The following is a 17,414-nucleotide window of genomic DNA, read 5'->3' as shown; positions in this document are numbered from 1 at the left end:
GACCGGATCCTGCTGTACATCATCGGCGATGGGCATGCGCGGACGGAAGTCCCGGCAGCCATACCATCAACGCATCCTGTCAAAGTCGCTCCACGTTGCGCAGCAAGATCAGGCTACTTGGCCTTGGCCGCCCGCTTGGCGTCCTGTTTGGCGGCCCGTACGCGACCCAGCGTGTCGGCGTCGACCACATCGGCCACCGATCGGAAGGATCCCTCCTCGCCGTACGGCCCCGCCGCCTCGCGCCATCCTGGCGGCCGGACGCCCAGTTGCTTGCCGAGCAATGCCAAAAATATCTGGGCTTTCTGCTTGCCGTAACCAGGAAGCGCCTGAAGCCTGCGGAGAAGATCTTTGCCGTCGGCGGCCTCGGTCCAGACGCGCTCGGGACGGCCCTCGTAGTGTTCGACGAGGTAGGCGGCCAGCTGCTGGACCCTGGCGGCCATCGAGGAGGGGTAGCGGTGCACGGCGGGTTTCTCGGCCAGCAACGCGGCGAACGCCTCGGGGTCGTGGGAGGCGATCTCCTCGGCGGTGAGGTCGTGCCCCAGCCGCTGGGAGATCGTGTAGGGCCCGGTGAACGCCTGCTCCATCGGGATCTGCTGGTCGAGCAGCATGCCGACGAGGAGGGCGAGCGGACTGCGGCCGAGCAGGTCGTCGGCCTCCGTCCGCTGGGCGAGCTGGATGCGCATGGGAACAGCTTCGCACGAAAGGAGTTGCCGAGAAGCGAACACAGGCGTAGTGGAGGCTTGACACGGGCCCGAGAAAAGGTGGAATGGGAGCGCAAGTCGCCCTGCTTCCGTTCCTAGGGGTTTGCCCCTGGGCATCCAGAGGAATCTGACACCTATGCTCGCTCTGGCCACTCGCTTCCTCAGGGAGCCGGTCAGTCTCAGGCTGGCCGAGGAGTTCCTGACCGTGCCCGTGGACACGATCGACCGCTGCGTCGCCGACGTGTGCGCCTGCGCGCAGCACCTCGGGATCTCGGCGACACCGGAGATCGTCGAACGCATCGCGCGCGAGCACCTGCTCGCGATCGTCAACTCCGCCCCGCCGCCCCGGTCTCCCCGATAACATCGAGGTCACCGGGCCGCGTTCTACGCACCGTTTGCGCCTGGAATGCGAGAGAGTGAGGGCGTGCGCCGACACCGACGAGATCCCAGGGAGAGCACTCCACCGGACGAAGTGTTCAAGGAAATGGTGCAGGCGGCACGCGAGCTGCTCGCCGTACGCAGCCCCCTTGACGCGGAGTTGATGGTATCCGACATGATCGGCGCCTGGTGGGGTCGGAGGGTCCGGGGCGGCGACGTCGAGCAGGTGCTCGGCGAGGGGCTGGTCGACTACGCGGCCAAGGCCGGCACGCCGGCGTCGCTGACGCTGCTCATCTGCCTGGCCTACCTCGGCACGGCGCGCCAGGGCGCCAAGGCGGAGGGCGCGGCGCTGGCGATGATGGAGTCGGGCGTGGCCAGGCCTGGCTGGGCCGACCGGGTCGGCGCGGTCAAGCCCACCGGCTGCTACGTCTCCCGCGACGCCTACGGCGACCAGGACACCGTCATCTGCACGTTCGCCTACCGCTTCGGTGAGGGCGAGCAGGCGCGTCCCGAGCCGGTCGGGCCGGTGCGCGAGCCGCACGCGCTGGTCATGGTCGTCGACCACAACATGTCGGGCATGGCGCGCGACGCCTGGGTCTCCTCCCACGTGGACAAGCTGCTCGAGAAGGCCCGCGCCGAGGCGGCGGGCAACCCCATGCTGCTGTTCGAGGAGATCGAGCCCCAGCAGGCCAGGGCGCTGCTGGAGTCGGCGATGAAGGCCACCGGCGAGCCGAAGACCCCGCCGCCGGTCAGCGAGAGCTACAGCGCCTACCACGCCTTCGCCCGAGCCCGGCTCAAGGCGCTGCCGCCGGGCCGCAAGCGACCGGCGCCGCTGCACATCGAGGCGCCCTACAGCCGCGAGCGGCGCGCCATGCTGGCTGCGGAGTTCCTGGCCTCCGACGCGGCCGAGCACCTGTCCGACCCGTCGGCGGCCTCGCGCTGCGCCGACCACATCATCGACTACGGCTGCGAGCAGGACTTCAGCCGGCCGCTGCGGGTCAGCCCGACCAAGTGCGAGACCTTCCTGCTCGACTGGCTGCCGCGCAAGGTCATGCTGAGCACGGCCGAGCAGGAGGCCATGCCGCACGTGCTGGCGGCGTGGGTGCGGTTCGCGGCGGTGCGCACCGGCCTGCCCGAGCCCGGCCTGAAGGCCACGCTGGACGCCGTGTGGGAGGCGATCGGCAAGTTCCCCGAGGCCTACCGCGATCCGACCTCGTTCGGGCTCGACCTGCCGCTGCTGGAGCGGCTGCTGCCCGACGGAGACCTGTCGGCGCTGGCCAGGCGGGTGTTCGCGTTCCCGTTCCTGCAGGGCGTGCACAACGGCGTCACCCTCGACGACCTCAACCCGGCCGACGAGGCCGACCGGCGCACGCTGCTGGAGATCGACCATGTCGGCCCGGTCGACGAGGAGCACCTGGCCTGGCACGAGGAGATCGCCACCCGGCTGTGGGAGGGTGACCCGCCGCAGCTGTGGGAGGCGGCGCAGCGACTGCTCGACCTGGGCCACGACCGCCACGACGTGCTGCACGTGCTCATCGAGATCGCCGAGCGCATCGGCGACGACCCCGACGAGCTGGCCGCCGCCCTGGACGACATCGCCGACATCCCCGACGGGATCTAGGGTCCCGTTCCGTGGCCGCCCGTCGTGGCCGAGCACCGGCTCCTAATACGGCAGGCCCGTCGGGGCGCGGCCTGACCCGGTCCGCCCTCCACGACGGGAGCGGCGCGGCCGGCACGGCGACTCGGGCGTTGTCCGTCGCGCCGCCGCGGCCGGGCGCGCGATGATGGGATCCATGGTGATGGACCTGAACGCCGACCTCGGCGAAGGCTTCGGCATCTGGCGGCTCGGTGACGACCTCGCGCTGCTCGACATCGTCACGAGCGCCAACGTGGCCTGCGGGTTCCACGCCGGCGACCCGGTGACCATCCGGCGCACCTGCGCGGCGGCCGTGGACCGGGGGGTGTCGATCGGGGCGCAGGTGTCCTATCGCGACCTGGCCCACTTCGGGCGGCGCGAGGTGCTCCTGGAGCCCGAGGAGCTGTGCGCCGAGGTGCTCTACCAGCTCGCGGCGGTCGACGGCATCGCGCGGGCGATGGGCGGGCGGGTGTCGTACGTCAAGCCGCACGGCGCGCTGTACAACCGGGTCTGCCACGACGAGGAGCAGGCGGCGGCGCTGATCGACGCCGTGGCCGACTACGACTCGTCGCTGCCGGTCCTCACGCTGCCGGTGTCGGTGGTCCACGCCATCGCGGCGGCAGCGGGGGTGCCCACGGTGACCGAGGCGTTCGCCGACCGGGCGTACACGTCCGCGGGCACGCTGGTGCCGCGCCGCGAGCCGGACGCGGTGATCCACGACGAGCGCACGGTGACGGAGCGCGCGGTGCGCATGGCCGTGGACGGGCTGGTCACGTCGGTCGAGGGCACGGCCGTGACGATGGCGGCGCGGTCGATGTGCGTGCACGGCGACACGCCCGGCGCGGTACGGCTGGCGCGGGCCGTGCGTGACGGGCTGCTGGAGGCGGGCGTGGTCCTCCAGCCGTTCGCATGACCGGCGGTCATGTAGTCGCTCGCATGCGCCCGCTGATGACGTCCGCCGGGAGGTGACGCCGATCGCCTCCGGGGCGCGGGCGGCTGTCGCGGGCCGCTCACAGCTCGACCCGCCCGGTGACGCAGGTGACGCACGAGCCGCCGATCCACACGTCGCCGCCGTCGGTGGAGACGTGGACGCGTCCGGCCCGCCCGAGCGCGGTGCCCTGGGCGGCCACGTAGGGAGCGGTGGCGCGGCCGGTGCGCAGCAGCCACTGGGCGACGGAGGCGTTGAGGCTGCCCGTGACGGGGTCCTCGACGGTGCCGGCCTCGGACGGGCAGAAGGCGCGCAGTTCGAACGCCTGGGGCGAGCCGGGCGGGTGGGGGCCCACCACGCCGAGGTCGAGATCGACGCGGCCGGGCCGCAGCGCGAGCACCGCCTCGGCGTCGCGGAGCAGCACCGCCACCCAGCCGGGCCCGTTGTCGGCCCACTCCAAATCGACGATCTCGTCGCGGCCGATGCCGAGCAGGCCGGCGATGTGGCCCGCCAGCGGCTCGTCCACCGGCCCCGACCGCAGCAGCGGCGGGGCGGCGAAGGCGAGACCGTCGCCGGTCCGGCGCACCCGCACCAGCCCGGCCCCGCACTGCTGCACGATCTCACCGGGGGTCGCCGGGACGCCACCGGCCTCCAGCCAGGCGTGGCAGGTGCCGAGCGTGGGGTGGCCTGCGAACGGCAGCTCGCCGGAGCCGGTGAAGATGCGCACCTGGTAGTCGGCGGCCGGGTCGGACGGCGGCAGCAGGAACGTGGTCTCGGACAGGTTGGTCCAGTGGGCGAAGCGCTGCATCTGCGCCGTGGTCAGCCCCTGGCCGTCGAGGACGACGGCGAGCGGGTTGCCGAGGTAGGGGACGTCGGTGAAGACGTCGACCTGGGCGAAAGGACGGGACATGGGCGAGGGTCTCCTGGTTGCTCGGCTGTGGCGGCGGGTGGCCTGTGGCGGGTGGCGGGCGGCCGCTGGCGGGTGGCGGCCGGTGGCGGCCGGTGGCGGCGCCCCGCCGCGGGCGACGTCGGCGGACGCGGCCGATCGCCCGTGACCGCCGGGCGGGCTCAGCGGTCGCTCCCCTGGTCGCGCGACGCCAGCAGGGCCTCGATCCTGGCGACCGCCGCGTCCAGCGCGGGCTGCGGCACCGGCTCGAACAGCTCCACGACGGCCCGGCCGTCCTTCGGCTCCCAGACGCCGGTGACCCGGCCGTCGTGCAGGACGACCGGTGAGATCCAGCCCGCCTGGCGGCTGACCCGCGCCTTGACCGCGGCCGGGACGAGCGGCTCCAGGCCGCGGGGCGCGCCCAGGATGTAGGGGTCGAAGCCGGGCAGCAGGTGGACCTCGCCACCCGGCCGGACGGCGGCGAGCTCGTCGAGGTGCTCGGCCAGGGCGAGCAGCGATCGGCCGTCGGAGGCGCGCACCTCGGCCAGCTCGGGCGCGAGGTCGCGGAACCACGCCCTGAGCACGGCCTTGCGCGCCACCCCGCCGAACAGCCACGCGTCGAACATCTCGGGCGTCGCCGGACCGTGGGCGCCGAGGAAGGCGCGCGCCAGCGCGACCCCCGCCTCTTCCTGGGGCGGCGGCTCGGCGGGCCAGCCGGGCAGCCAGCGGCGGGGCGCGGTGAACGTCACCTTGCCGTCGCGCGGCGGCCCGTAGCACAGCTCGCCCAGCCGGCTGAGCGGCTTGAGCAGCGCGCCCCAGCCGGAGGTGAGCGCCTCGCGCAGGTGGGCCTCGCCCGTGACCTCGACGACGGCGTCGACGAGCTCCTCACGGGTCAGCGCCCCCTCCCCCAGGACGTGCGGCACGGCCTCGATGACGGCGCCGATCTGGGCGGCGGTGACGCCGTGGCCGCGCTGCCAGGAGCCCTTCTCCCAGAAGCGCAGCGTGGACAGGGCCGAGCAGTAGGCGGGCAGCTCGTCGGAGGGGACGAGGTGCAGCGTGCCGCGCATGACCCACGTCTTGACCAGCGTGCGATCGGCCCACAGCGCCGTGTCGATCTCACCGGCCGCCGGCCGGGCGCTCCTGAGCGCCACGGCGAGCTGGGCCGAGGAGGCCACCTGGGTCTGCACGCCGCACAGCCGGCGGGCGACGGCCACCGCGCCGGGACCGCCGGGGCCGGTCACGAACTGCCGGGTCAGCCGCCAGGTCAGGATCTGCGGCCAGGTCAGGGAAAGGGTCACCGTCCTCTTCTACCGGACCCGGCCGACAGTCCGGGAGGCAGGTCAGGCGGTGAAGCCGATGTCCTCGTACCGCAGGTCGTAGAAGCCGCGGGCGCCGACGTTGGCCAGCGTCGCGCGGGCGGCGACGTTCTGCGGCCGCTGGTAGAGCGGCAGCACGTTGACCTCCTGCCAGATGAGCCGGTCGGCCGCGTTGGCGGCCTCCCGCGCCCGCGCGGGGTCGAGGCTCCTGGCCGCCTTGTTCATCGCGTCGTCGATGGCTTTGGAGCCGGTACGGCCGAAGTTGGCGTTCCACGTGGTGCCGTCGGGGCTGTTGACGTAGATGCCGTAGCTGCTCGACACCGGGAACGGGGTGCCGATGTACGCGAAGGCCGTGATGTCGAAGTTGCCGGGGATGACGTACTTGGTGAAGAAGTCGTCGCCGGGGACCGCCTGGATGGTGACCTTGACGCCGATCTGCTCCAGCATGGCCTGCGTCAGCTCGGCCTCCGACTTGCTGACCTGCACGCCCGACGGCACCACGAACCGCAGGGCCAGCGGCTTGCCGGCCTGCTGGCGGACGGCGCCGGCGAGCTTCCAGCCGGCCTCGTCCAGCAGCTTCCGGGCCCGCTCGGGGTCGTATCGCCCGAGGTCGCCGGCGTTGTCCTGGTAGCCGTCCTGGGTGTTCATGAAGAAGTGGTTGTTCAGCGGCGTGGTGGGCCAGTCGAGGCCCTGCAGGTCGGAGCGGGCGATGGCCTGCCGGTCGATGCCGAGCTGGAGCGCCCGGCGCACCCGCACGTCACGCAGCAGGTCGCTGGAGCCGTTGACGGTCAGGTGCCGGAAGTCGGGGCCGGCCGCCTGGCGCACCTGGGCGTCGGGAGTGGAGCGGGCGCGGGCGTAGTCGGGCGCGGAGGGGCCGATGTCGGCGATGTCCAGCTCCCCGTTGCCGAACGCGCCGATCAGCGAGTCCTGCTCGGAGGCACGGTAGACGATCTGGTCGAGCTTGGCCCGTTCGCCCCACCACCGCTCGTCGCGCACCAGCGTGATGGTCTTGGCCGTCTGGTCGAACGCCTTGAACCGGAACGGCCCGGCCGTCACCGGGATGCGGTTGAGCCACGCGGTGTTGAACGCCTCCGGCGTCCGGTTGGCCGAGGCGGGCAGCAGCGGCCCGAACAGTGACTGCCAGTCGCCGAACGGCCGGGCGAAGGTCACCACCACCTCGTGGTCGTCGCGGCCCCTGGCCACCTTCTCGATGTCCTGGTAGCCGGTGGACGACACGATGTGGAAGGCGGGGTCCTCGCCGTTGAGCGCCCGCCACTGCGCCTCGTAGTCGGCCCAGGTGATCGGCTTGCCGTCCGACCATCTGGCCTTCGGGTTGAGCCGGTAGGTGACCACCTGCTTGGGCTGGTGGCGGGTGACCTCGGCGCCGAGGAGGTAGTCGGGGTTGGGCGTGATCTCCGCCGTCTCGTCGGACAGGAACGGCGACGGCAGCAGCGCGTTGGTCACCATCGCGGCGACGGCGAGGTTGCCGTCGACGTGGTTGCGGTTCCACTGGGCGGGGAACTCGTTGACGCCCCAGCGCAGCGTGCCGCCGTCCTTGACCTTCTCGCGCGGCTGCGGGTTGATGTCGTACGCCTTGACGGCCAGGCCGCCGTCGTCGCCGGGCGCGCCGCCCGGATCGCTCCGGCCGCCGCAGCCGGCCAGCGGTCCGGTCACCGTCACCGCCACCAGCAGCGCGGTGGCGAGTCGTGTTGCTCTCATGAGAAGCGACCTTCCTGGTCTAGAGGACGTCGAGCCGCCGCGCGTGATGGCAGGCGACGCCATGGTCATGACCACCGTGGTCATCGCCACCGTGGTCATCGCCACCGTGGTCATCGCCACCGTGGTTGGCGCCGCGCCCGCCGGCGGGGCCCGCGAGCGGCCGCACGACGGGCTCGTCGCCGACGCACCGGGCCCGCTCGTCGTCGGTCAGCTCCGAACGGAACTTCGGGCACCGGGTGCGGAAGCGGCAGCCCGACGGCGGGTGCGCCGGGCTCGGGAGGTCGCCTTCGAGCAGGATCCGGGCGCGGGTGCGCTCGCGGGCCGGGTCGGGCAGCGGGATGGCCGACAGCAACGCCCGCGTGTACGGGTGGGCGGGCGCGTCGTAGACCGCGTCCACGGCCCCGATCTCGGCGATGCGGCCGAGGTACATGACGGCCACCCGGTCGGCGATGTGGCGCACCACCGCCAGGTCGTGCGCCACGAACAGGTAGGACAGGCCGAGCCGGGACTTCAGCTCGGCCAGCAGGTTGATCACCCCGGCCCGGACCGACACGTCGAGCGCGGACACCGGCTCGTCCAGCACGAGCAGCCGCGGCTCCAGCGCCAGTGCGCGGGCGATGCCGATGCGCTGCCGCTGGCCGCCCGAGAAGTCCTGCGGGTGGCGCTCGGCGTGCGCCGGAGCCAGGCCCACCAGGTCGAGCAGCTCGCGCACGCGCCGGGCCGGGTGACCCGCGCCGTGGGTGCGCAGCGGCTCGGCGATGATGTCGTGGACGGTCATGCGCGGGTCGAGCGAGGCCAGCGGGTCCTGGAAGACCACCTGCATGTCGCGCCTGACCGCCTTGCGCCCGGCCGCTCCGAGGCCGGCGGTGTCGCGGCCGAGCACGACGATGCGGCCCTGCTGCGGCGCGGCCAGCTCGAGGATCTCCATGAGCGTCGTCGTCTTGCCGCAGCCGGACTCGCCGACCAGGCCGAGCGTCTCGCCCCGGCGCAGGTCGAAGCTGACGCCCGCCACCGCCTGCACGGTGCCGATCCGGCGCCTGAACAGCGTGCCCTTCAGCAGCGGGTAGTGCTTGACCAGCCCTTCCACCCGCAGCACCGGCTCCTCGGGCCGGACGCGCGTGGCCGGGACGCCGGCCACGCCGGGGGCGGCGGCCGAGGGCGGCCCCGTCTCCTCCCACCGGAGGCAGGCGGCCCGGTGGCCGGGGCCGACGTCGAACAGTGGCGGCTCCGCCTCGTCGCAGGCCGGTGCCCGCAGCGCGCAGCGCGGCGCGAACGAGCAGCCCGGCGGCAGCGCGGCGGGCGCGGGCGGGCTCCCCTCGATCGGCGTCAGCGGCCGTCGCCCGTCACGGTCGATCCGCGGAACCGCCCCGAGCAGCCCCACCGTGTACGGCATGCGCGGCCGGTAGTAGACGTCGTCCACGCCGCCCACCTCGACCGGGCGGCCCGCGTACATGACCATCACCCGGTCGGCGAACCCGGCCACCACGCCCAGATCATGGGTGATCATGACGATCGCGGCGCCGGTCTCGCGCTGCGCCGTCTTCAGCACTTCCAGGATCTGCGCCTGGACGGTGACGTCGAGCGCGGTCGTCGGCTCGTCACAGATGATCACGTCGGGGTCGTTGGCGATGGCCATGGCGATCACGACGCGCTGCCGCATGCCGCCGGAGAACTCGTGCGGGAAGGCCAGCGCCCGCTGCGCCGGGTGGGGGATGCCGACGAGGTCGAGCAGCGCGACGGCCCTGACCAGCGCCTGTTCCTTGGTGACCCGCTGGTGGACGCGGACGGCCTCGGCGATCTGGTCGCCCACCCGGTAGACGGGGGTGAGGGCCGACATGGGGTCCTGGAAGACCATCGACATGGTCCGGCCGCGCAGCGCGTCCAGTTCCCTGTCGCGGGCGCCGATCAGCTCCCTGCCGTGCAGCCGCACCGAACCGGTGACCCGGGCGCCGCGCGGCAGCAGCCCCATCACGGCGGCCGAGCTGACGGACTTGCCGGAGCCGGACTCGCCGACGATGCCGAGGACCTCGCCCCGGCGCACCTCGTAGCCGACCCCGCGTACGGCGTGCACGTCGCCGAACCGGACGTCGAGGTCGCGCACCTGGAGGACGGGCGCCGTCGGGAGGGGCGGGGTGGCGGGCTCGGGGGTCATCGCGTCCTCGTGGCGGACGGGTCGAACGCGTCGCGCAGGGCGTCGCCGACGAGGTTGACCGCGAGCACGGTGACGACCAGCAGCCCGGCGACGAACCAGAAGGTCCACGGCGCGTAGACGGCCGTCCTGGCGCCGCCGGCGATCAGCGTGCCGAACGACACGTCGGGCGGCTGGATGCCGAACCCGAAGTAGGAAAGGGACGTCTCGGTGAGGATCGCCGCGCTCACGTTGAGGGTGGCGTCGACGATGAGCAGCGACGACAGGTTGGGCAACACGTGCCGGAAGATGATCGTGACCGGTGGGACGCCCATGAACCGGGCGGCCTGGACGAACTCGCGCCGCTTCAGCGAGACCGTCATCCCGCGGACGATCTTCGAGGTGACCATCCACAGGAACAGCGCCAGCATGACCACGAACAGCACCCACGCCCCCGACCCGAACAGCGGCGACATGACGGCCAGGACGAGGAACGCGGGCAGCACCAGCAGCAGGTCGGTGAGCCAGGTCAGCGTCCGGTCGGTCCAGCCGAGGAAGTAGCCGGCGAAGGCGCCGACCAGGGCGGCCAGCGCGGTGGACACCAGCGCCGCGAGCAGGCCGACGACGAGGGACTTCTGCATGCCGCGCAGCGTCACCGCGAAGACGTCGGCCCCGGTCTGCAGGGTGCCGAGCCAGTGGGCGGCCGACGGCGGCTGCAGGAACGCGGTGAAGTCGCGGTCGGTGTAGGACCACGGGCTCACCAGCGGGCCCGCGAACGCGAGCAGGAAGAGCAGGCCGAGCAGGGTCAGGCCGGCGCGCCCGCGCGGGGCGGCCAGGAAGCGCCGGGCCACCACCCGGCTCCTGGAGGGCGGCCGGCGCTCGGGCCCGCCGGTCAGGTCCTCGGCGAACTGCTCCTCCGACAGCGTCATCCGGCCCTCACCCGCGGATCCAGCGCGGCGTGCAGCAGGTCGGCGGCCAGCGACGCGCACAGGACCGCGACCGCGGCGAGAACGGAGACGGCGGCGACCGTGTTGACGTCGTTGGTGAAGATCGAGTCGATGAGCTGCTCACCGAGGCCGTGCCAGCCGAAGATCTTCTCGGTGAAGGTGGCGCCGGTGAGCAGGACGCCGAAGGTGAACGCGAAGTAGGTCACGACCGGGATCAGCGCGGTGCGCAACGCGTGCCGGACGAGCGCGGCGCGCCGGCTGAGCCCCTTGGCCCTGGCGGTACGGACGTAGTCGGCGCCGAGCACGTCGAGCATCATGTTGCGCTGGTAGCGGCTGAACACCGCGACCAGCCCGAGCGACAGCGACACCGTGGGCAGCAGCAGGTGCTGCAGCCGGTCGACCGCCCGACCCCAGAACCCGGCGTCGAGCCCGTCGCTGTACTCGCCGCTGACCAGGAAGACCTGGTGGCCCAAGAGGCGCTCGTTGGCCCAGGTGCCGGCCAGGATGAGCATGTTGGCCAGCACGACCACGGGCACGGCGAGCACCACGAACGACAGGCCGGCCGACAGCCGGTCGAACCAGCCGTACTGGCCGATCGCGGCCAGCGCGCCGGCGGCCACGCCGGCCAGGCTGCCGAAGACCAGGCCGAGCAGCACCAGCCGGAACGTCACCCCGGCCCGCCGCCTGAGGTCGTCGCCGACGGGCGAGCCCGTCACGCTCCTGCCGAAGTCGCCGTGCAGCACCCCGGCCGCCCAGGTCGCGTAGCGCTGGATCAGCGGGGTGCGGTCGTTGAGGTTGAGCGCGGTGAGCTGGGCGTCGACCACCGCGGCCGGCGGCCTGGGCGTGCGGTCGGCGTAGTTGGAGCGCGGGTCGAGTGCGGCGGCGGCCAGCAGGTAGGCGAGGCTCGCGGCGACGGCGACGAGCACGAGGGAGTTGAGCAGCCTGCGGGCCAGGAACCCCGCCATCGTCCCCCCTCCCGCGCACGGTGCGTAGTCATATAGCTACACCATGCGCGGGGGAGGGTGCACGCAAGTGCGGACTCAACGTCCGGAGAGTTCGTCCACCGCGGTGCGCACGTCGTCGCTGGTGATCGTGGTCAGCTCGGCCGAGGTGGCGGAGCCGCCCCGTGCGGCCAGCGCGGCCAGCCGCACGTCGCGGCGCATGGCCGCGCGTTCGAACAGCGAGCGGGCGAAGCGGCCGTTGCCCAGCCCGTCGATCAGCCGTTCCTCGCAGACCCAGGTGAAGACCTCGTCCAGGTCGCGCAGCGCCGCCTCGTCGAAGCGGTCGCCCGCCTTGTCCGCCAGCAGCACGGCGATCTCCGACAGCTCGCCCGGGGTGTAGCTGGGGAAGGCCACCCGCTGGTTGAACCGGCTGGCCAGGCCGGGGTTGGTGGCGAGGAAGGCGTCCATCTCGCGCTGGTAGCCCGCCAGCACGATGACGAGCCGGTCGCGGTCGTCCTCGGCCCGTTTGAGCAGGGTCTGCACGGCCTCGGCGCCGAACGCGTCGCCACCGGAGTAGCCGGGGTTGACCAGGCTGTAGGCCTCGTCGATGAACAGGACGCCGCCGAGCGCCCGGTCCACCAGCTCGTTCGTCTTGATGGCGGTCGCGCCCAGGTGCTGGCCGACCAGGTCGGCCCGCTGCGCCTCCACCACGTCGGGCCGGGCGAGCAGGCCGAGCGCGGCGAAGACGCGGCCGACCACGCGGGCGACGGTGGTCTTGCCGGTGCCGGGCGGGCCGACGAACACGAAGTGGCGCGTCTGCGGCGGCGTGGGCAGGCCGCGCTCCTGGCGCATCCGGGCCACCTGCAACTGTGCGGCGATGGCGTGGACCTGGCGTTTGACGGGAGCGAGCCCGGCCATGCGGTCGAGGTCGGCGAGCGCCTCCTCCAGGGTGGGCGTGGCCTCGTAACCGCGGAAGCGGGCGGTCAGCTCGTCGAACGCCTTGGTCACGTCGGGCGTGGTCGTGGTGACCAGGTCCTCGGTGGTCGGCGTGCCGCCCGCGCCCACCACCCGGACGTCGCGGGCCTGCGCGGCGGCCTCCACCAGGCTGCGGACGAAGCGCGCGTTGCCCAGCTCGTCGACCAGCCCGCGGCGCTGCACGTCCTCGAACAGGCCGAGCAGCGCGGCCCTGGCGTCGGGCGCCATCCTGTCACCGCGGCGGTGCTGCAGCAGCCCGGTGATCTCGGCCAGCTCGGCCGGTGAGTAGCTGGGGAAACGCACCCGGGTGGCGAACCTGCTGGCCAGACCCGGGTTGGAGGCGAGGAAGGAGGACATCTCCTGCTCGTAGCCCGCCAGGATGATGATCAGCCGGTCGCGGTCGTCCTCGGCCCGTTTGAGCAGCGTCTGCACGGCCTCGGCGCCGAACCGGTCGGGCTGCCCGTCGGAGGAGTTGACCAGCCCGTACGCCTCGTCGATGAACAGCACGCCGCCGAGCGCCCGGTCCACCAGCTCGTTCGTCTTGATGGCGGTCGCGCCGAGGAACTCGCCCACCAGGTCGGCCCGCTGCGCCTCCACCACGTACGGGGTCTCCAGCAGGCCGAACGCGTAGAAGATCTTGGCGAGGGTGCGGGCGACGCTCGTCTTGCCGGTGCCCGGCGGGCCGACGAACACGAAGTGGCGGGTCGGCCGTCCGGCGGTGTAGCCCGCCTCGGCGCGCAGCCGTGACGCCTCGATGGAGGCGGCGATCGACCGGACCTGCTCCTTGACCGGCGCCAGGCCGATCATGCTCTCCAGCTCGCCCAGCGCCTCCTCGACCGAGATGGCAGGCGGCGCCGCGGCCTTGTCGGCCTGCGTCCCGGGCCTGCCCTCGCGCACGCGAACGCGCAGTTGCTCCTGCTCGCGCGTGGTCAGCTCGGCCCTGGCCCGGCGGGCCAGCACGAAACGGTAGAGCAGCACGGCGGCGGCGGCGCCGTACGCGACCCAGACGGCGATGCCGTCGGAGACGGGCGACACCGCGGCGGCCAGCAGCCCGGCGGGGACGAGGGCGAGCAGCGCCGTCAGCCACGGCGCGACCCACCGGATCAGATGGGCGCAGGCGGCGACGGGGACGGCGAGCACCAGCAGTAGCGTCGGAGCGAGCGAGCGCGCGGGGAACAGGACGCCGAGCACCGGCACCAGCGCGGCCCAGGCCGCGACCACCAGAGCGGTGGCGGCGGCGCGCGGGAAGCGCAGCGTGAGCGCCGCGAACCCGAGCGCGACGAGCGTGACGAGGAACGTCTGCCACAGGTCCCAGCCGAGCGCGGCCGCCAGGCCCACGGAGCCGATGAGCACCGCGGCGTACAGCACCCTCCGGACGGCCGGGGGAAGGCCGAAGTAGCGCAGCCGCACCCTCTCGAACAGATCCCTCGCCGCGGCCCGCCCCGCGGCCTGGGTCCTGCCGGACTCCCGCATCACGCCTCCCCGGTCCGACCCCGGTTATACCGCACCGGACCGCCGATTGGGCGGACCTGACACGCCAGGTGACGGTGACGGCCGGGGCTCTGGAACTCCCCGCGGCGGGGGCCCGTCTAACGCCGGGTGCCGCGCTGGAGGCGCTGATGCCGTCCCGGGAACTCTCCCACCAGCACCTGTTCGGGGGTGACGCGCAGGGCGCCCGGTCCGGCGACGGCGATGCCGCGCACCTCCACCCAGCGCCGCCCGCGGTCCGGGTCGGCGGCGAACACCGCCACCCGCGGGTCCGCCTCCACCGCCTCCCACGCCTCGTCCCCGACGACCACCCTCAGGTCGCCGGACGGCCCCACCGAGGTGGCCGCTCCCACCATCCGGGGGCCGAGCGCGTCGCCGAACGACAGCACGGCGGTCCTGGCGTACGCGAACGCCCGCCGTACGCGGGGGTGCAACGGCACGGACGGGTCGGTGCCGGCGGGCAGGTCGCACCGCAGCAGGGAGGACCGCCACGGGCCCGGCGCGCCACGCCACCAGGCGCGCGCCGACAGAAGCGCGAGCAGCGCCGCCACGGCCGCCAGCGCGCCGGGTCCGGCCCACCACGCCCAGGCGGCCCCGAGCGCGCCGCCGGCCGCGCAGCCGGCGGCGGCGAGCACGAGGAGCACGGCCGCGGCGGTGTGCCAGGGGCAGCCGCGGTGGGCGCGGCAGGAGGCGCGCAGCAGGGGGTACGGCGCGACGGCGGCGAGGACCCCGGCGGCCATCGCGACGGGGGCGGCCCGCGGTCCGGCCACCAGCGCGACGGCCGTGAGCGCGGCGAGGACGGACCAGGTGCGGCCGACGAGAATCCACAGCGCGACGCCCACGTTCCGCCGCGCCACCCGCACCCCCGCGCCAGCCGCCCCGACGCCGCCTCCCTCGACACCACCCATCTCGACACCAGCCGCCCGCGCACCGCCTCGCTCGACACCACCCGTTCTGGGACCAGCCGCCCCGACGCCGCCTCGCTCGACACCACCTGTCCCGGCACCGCCCTTCTCAGCGCCGCCCGTCCCCGAGCTGCCCGTAACGTGCGGCGGGTCCCAGCGCAGCAGCGCGAGGCCGAGGTTGACGTGGGCCTGGAGGTGGCCGGGGTCGAGGCGGAGGGCGGCCCGGTAGGCGGCCTCGGCGCGGCCGTGCGCGCCGCGCAGCAGGGCCAGGTCGCCTTCCAGGACGAGGGGGTCGGGGTGTCCGGGGGCGTATCTGCGGGCCAGCGCGGCCTGGCCGGCGGCTTCGTCCCAGTGGCCGGGCAGGTGGCTGAGCACCGTGGCCAGCCCCAGCCTGGCGGCCCAGGAGCCGGGCGCCAGCCGGACCGCCTGCCGGGCCGGTGGGAGGGCGTCGCGGTCGCGGCCGAGCCGTTCGAGGGCGAGTCCGGTGAGGCGGTGCGGCCACTCCCCCGCCGGGTCGAGGCCGGCGGCGGCGCGGGCGGCGGTCAGCGCGTCCTCGGGCCGTTCGGCGTGGAGGCGGGCGGCGGCCTCCCCACACCAGTCACGTGAGGATTTGTCCGCATTTTCGTCGCTTTTGCTACTATTTCGAGCTATCCCCACGCTGCCCATCGTCGGCCGGTGGGTGAACCTTGAACAGATCCCGACATAGGGCTGTATCTCTCTAGAGAGGTACGGGTGGGGACCTTTGGATGCGTCGATACCGCTATACCAAGTGCATGCCATGGCCTAAGCTGCCACGCAGGCCGGAGCCGGAGAGCCCGAGAGCGGAGAGCGAGGCACGAGCCGGCGGGTTCCGCGGCGGCGGCGAGCACCAGCACGTGCGGGACCGTCGTGACCGGACAGGCCCGCAAGGAGGCCCATGACCGTCACGAATGCCGCGCCCGCCATCAGGCGGACGGCTCGGCAGCCGCAGCACAACCGCTGGGCGATCCTCCTCGTGCTCTGCCTGAGCCTCCTGCTGATCACCGTGGACGCCACCGTCCTGCACATCGCCGTGCCCGCGCTCACCGCGGCGCTGGAGCCCTCGGCGGTGCAGCTCCTGTGGATCATCGACGTCTACTCGCTCGTCGTGGCGCCGCTGCTGATCATGTTCGGCGCGCTGGGCGACCGGTACGGGCGAAAACGGCTGGTGCTGGCCGGCTTCGTACTCTTCGGGGTGGCCTCGGCCGCCGCCGCCTTCTCCCCCACCCCGCTCGCCCTCATCCTGTCCCGGGCGCTGCTCGGCGTGGGCGGCGCCATGATCATGCCGGCCACGCTGTCGCTGATCCGCCAGGTCTTCACCGACCGCCGGGAGCGGGCCATCGCGCTGGGCGTCTGGAGCGCGGTCGCCGCCGCCGGCGCCGCCGTCGGGCCGCTGGTCGGCGGGGTGCTGGTGGGCATCTGGTGGGGCGCGGTGTTCCTCGTCAACGTGCCGATCCTGCTCGTGCTGCTGCCCGCCGCCGTCCGGCTGCTCCCCGACTCGCGCGGGCGCGCCGGGCACAGCTGGGACGGACTGAGCGCGGTGCTGTCCGTGCTGGGCATCCTGGCCCTGGCATTCGGGCTCAAGGAGGCCGGCTCGGGCAGCCTGATGCCGCCCGGCGCCGCGCTGGCGGTCTTCGCGGGCGGCGTGCTGCTGCTGGTCTGGTTCGTCCGCAGGCAGACGCGGCTGGCGACGCCGCTGCTGGAGGTCGGCCTGTTCAGGAGCCGGGGGTTCACGACCGGTGTGGCCGGGGTGCTGCTCGGCGTGTTCGCGCTGGTGGGTCTGCAGCTCATGCTGGCGCAGTATCTCCAGCTCGTGCTCGGCGACAGCCCGCTGCGCGCCGCGGTGCGGATGCTGCCGCTCGTCCTGTCGGCCGTCGCCGGCGGACTGGCCGCCGCGCACATCCTGCCGCGCCTCGGGCTGCGGGGCACCATGAGCGGCGGGCTCGGGCTGGTCGCGCTCTCCCTGACCCCGACGCTGGGCTGGGGCGTGGAAGGGCACCCGGTGATGCTCGCGGTCTGCTTCGTGGGCATCGGGTTCGGGGTCCAGGTGGCGTTGCTCGCCGCGTCCGACACCATCATGGCCGCCTGCCCGGAGTCGCAGGCGGGTGGCGCGGCCGCCATCGAGGAGACCGCGTACGAGCTGGGCGCCGGGCTGGGAGTCGCCGTCCTCGGCACGATCACCACCATCGTCTACGCGCCCGCTCTGGGAGCCGTGCCCGGCGTGCCCGAGGGCGGCATGGACCAGGCCCGGCAGTCGCTCGCCGGCGCCGCGCACGTGGCGAGCGAGATGGGCGGCAGCACCGGCGACGCGCTGCTGTCCGCGGCCCGGTGGGCCTTCGTCAACGCCCTGCACACCACCGTGGTCGTGAGCGTCGTCCTGCTCAGCCTGACCGCCGTCGCCGTGGCCGTGCTGCTGCGCCGTGATTGAGGTGTGCCATGGCCCGCTCC

13 protein-coding genes are annotated in these 17,414 nt (G+C 73.6%); 4 read left to right on the top strand and 9 right to left on the bottom strand.

All coding sequences use genetic code 11. The features are described 5' to 3' along the window. Positions 1 to 113: 113 nt before the first annotated feature. A complete protein-coding gene (locus tag CXR44_RS24490) occupies positions 114 to 683 on the bottom strand; it encodes an HhH-GPD-type base excision DNA repair protein (protein ID WP_101788469.1) in 570 nt (189 codons plus the stop codon). Positions 684 to 837: 154 nt separating this feature from the next. Between CXR44_RS24490 and CXR44_RS24485 the strand changes: the two genes are divergently transcribed. From CXR44_RS24485 to CXR44_RS24475, 3 genes are all read left to right on the top strand, one after another. Next, positions 838 to 1,062 (top strand): hypothetical protein, encoded by a 225-nt coding sequence (locus CXR44_RS24485; protein ID WP_101788468.1) that lies wholly within the window; start codon positions 838 to 840, stop codon positions 1,060 to 1,062. Between the two features lie 123 nt (positions 1,063 to 1,185). After that, entirely contained in the window at positions 1,186 to 2,700 is a 1,515-nt protein-coding gene (locus tag CXR44_RS24480; protein WP_180903681.1) for a hypothetical protein, read from the top strand. A 172-nt stretch (positions 2,701 to 2,872) separates the two neighbouring features. Next, entirely contained in the window at positions 2,873 to 3,628 is a 756-nt protein-coding gene (locus tag CXR44_RS24475) for a LamB/YcsF family protein (protein WP_101788466.1), read from the top strand. Between the two features lie 97 nt (positions 3,629 to 3,725). Here CXR44_RS24475 and CXR44_RS24470 read toward each other — a convergent pair whose 3' ends face one another. The 8 genes from CXR44_RS24470 to CXR44_RS39020 form a co-directional block, all read right to left on the bottom strand. Continuing rightward, a complete protein-coding gene (locus CXR44_RS24470; RefSeq protein WP_101788465.1) occupies positions 3,726 to 4,553 on the bottom strand; it encodes a PhzF family phenazine biosynthesis protein in 828 nt (275 codons plus the stop codon). A gap of 158 nt (positions 4,554 to 4,711) precedes the next feature. Continuing rightward, positions 4,712 to 5,827, bottom strand: coding sequence for a winged helix DNA-binding domain-containing protein (locus CXR44_RS24465; protein WP_245899378.1), 1,116 nt, complete (start codon positions 5,825 to 5,827; stop codon positions 4,712 to 4,714). A gap of 42 nt (positions 5,828 to 5,869) precedes the next feature. Next, positions 5,870 to 7,564, bottom strand: a complete 1,695-nt coding sequence (locus tag CXR44_RS24460) for an ABC transporter family substrate-binding protein (RefSeq protein ID WP_101788464.1) — start codon at positions 7,562 to 7,564, stop codon at positions 5,870 to 5,872. 19 nt (positions 7,565 to 7,583) lie between these two features. Beyond that, positions 7,584 to 9,716, bottom strand: coding sequence for a dipeptide ABC transporter ATP-binding protein (locus CXR44_RS24455; protein WP_101788463.1), 2,133 nt, complete (start codon positions 9,714 to 9,716; stop codon positions 7,584 to 7,586). Next, positions 9,713 to 10,621, bottom strand: coding sequence for an ABC transporter permease (locus CXR44_RS24450; RefSeq protein ID WP_101788462.1), 909 nt, complete (start codon positions 10,619 to 10,621; stop codon positions 9,713 to 9,715). Before CXR44_RS24450 ends, CXR44_RS24455 begins: the two co-directional genes overlap by 4 nt. Beyond that, positions 10,618 to 11,604, bottom strand: coding sequence for an ABC transporter permease (locus tag CXR44_RS24445; RefSeq protein WP_101788461.1), 987 nt, complete (start codon positions 11,602 to 11,604; stop codon positions 10,618 to 10,620). Before CXR44_RS24445 ends, CXR44_RS24450 begins: the two co-directional genes overlap by 4 nt. Before the next feature lie 75 nt (positions 11,605 to 11,679). Further along, complete coding sequence (locus CXR44_RS24440) at positions 11,680 to 14,028, bottom strand: AAA family ATPase (RefSeq protein ID WP_101788460.1); 2,349 nt, start codon at positions 14,026 to 14,028, stop codon at positions 11,680 to 11,682. A 116-nt stretch (positions 14,029 to 14,144) separates the two neighbouring features. Further along, the gene (locus CXR44_RS39020) at positions 14,145 to 15,605 is read right to left on the bottom strand and encodes a tetratricopeptide repeat protein (protein ID WP_144070069.1); all 1,461 of its coding nucleotides are present in this window, start codon (positions 15,603 to 15,605) and stop codon (positions 14,145 to 14,147) included. A gap of 259 nt (positions 15,606 to 15,864) precedes the next feature. Here CXR44_RS39020 and CXR44_RS24425 point away from each other — a divergent pair, with 259 nt between their 5' ends. Continuing rightward, positions 15,865 to 17,394, top strand: a complete 1,530-nt coding sequence (locus CXR44_RS24425) for an MFS transporter (protein WP_101788457.1) — start codon at positions 15,865 to 15,867, stop codon at positions 17,392 to 17,394. The last annotated feature ends 20 nt before the right edge of the window (positions 17,395 to 17,414 follow it).

Source organism: Nonomuraea indica, from assembly GCF_002850745.1.
In the GTDB taxonomy this organism is placed as follows: Bacteria; Actinomycetota; Actinomycetes; order Streptosporangiales; family Streptosporangiaceae; genus Nonomuraea; species Nonomuraea indica.
Note: the sequence above shows the minus strand (reverse complement) of the source record. Positions and strands in the feature narration are given on the sequence as shown.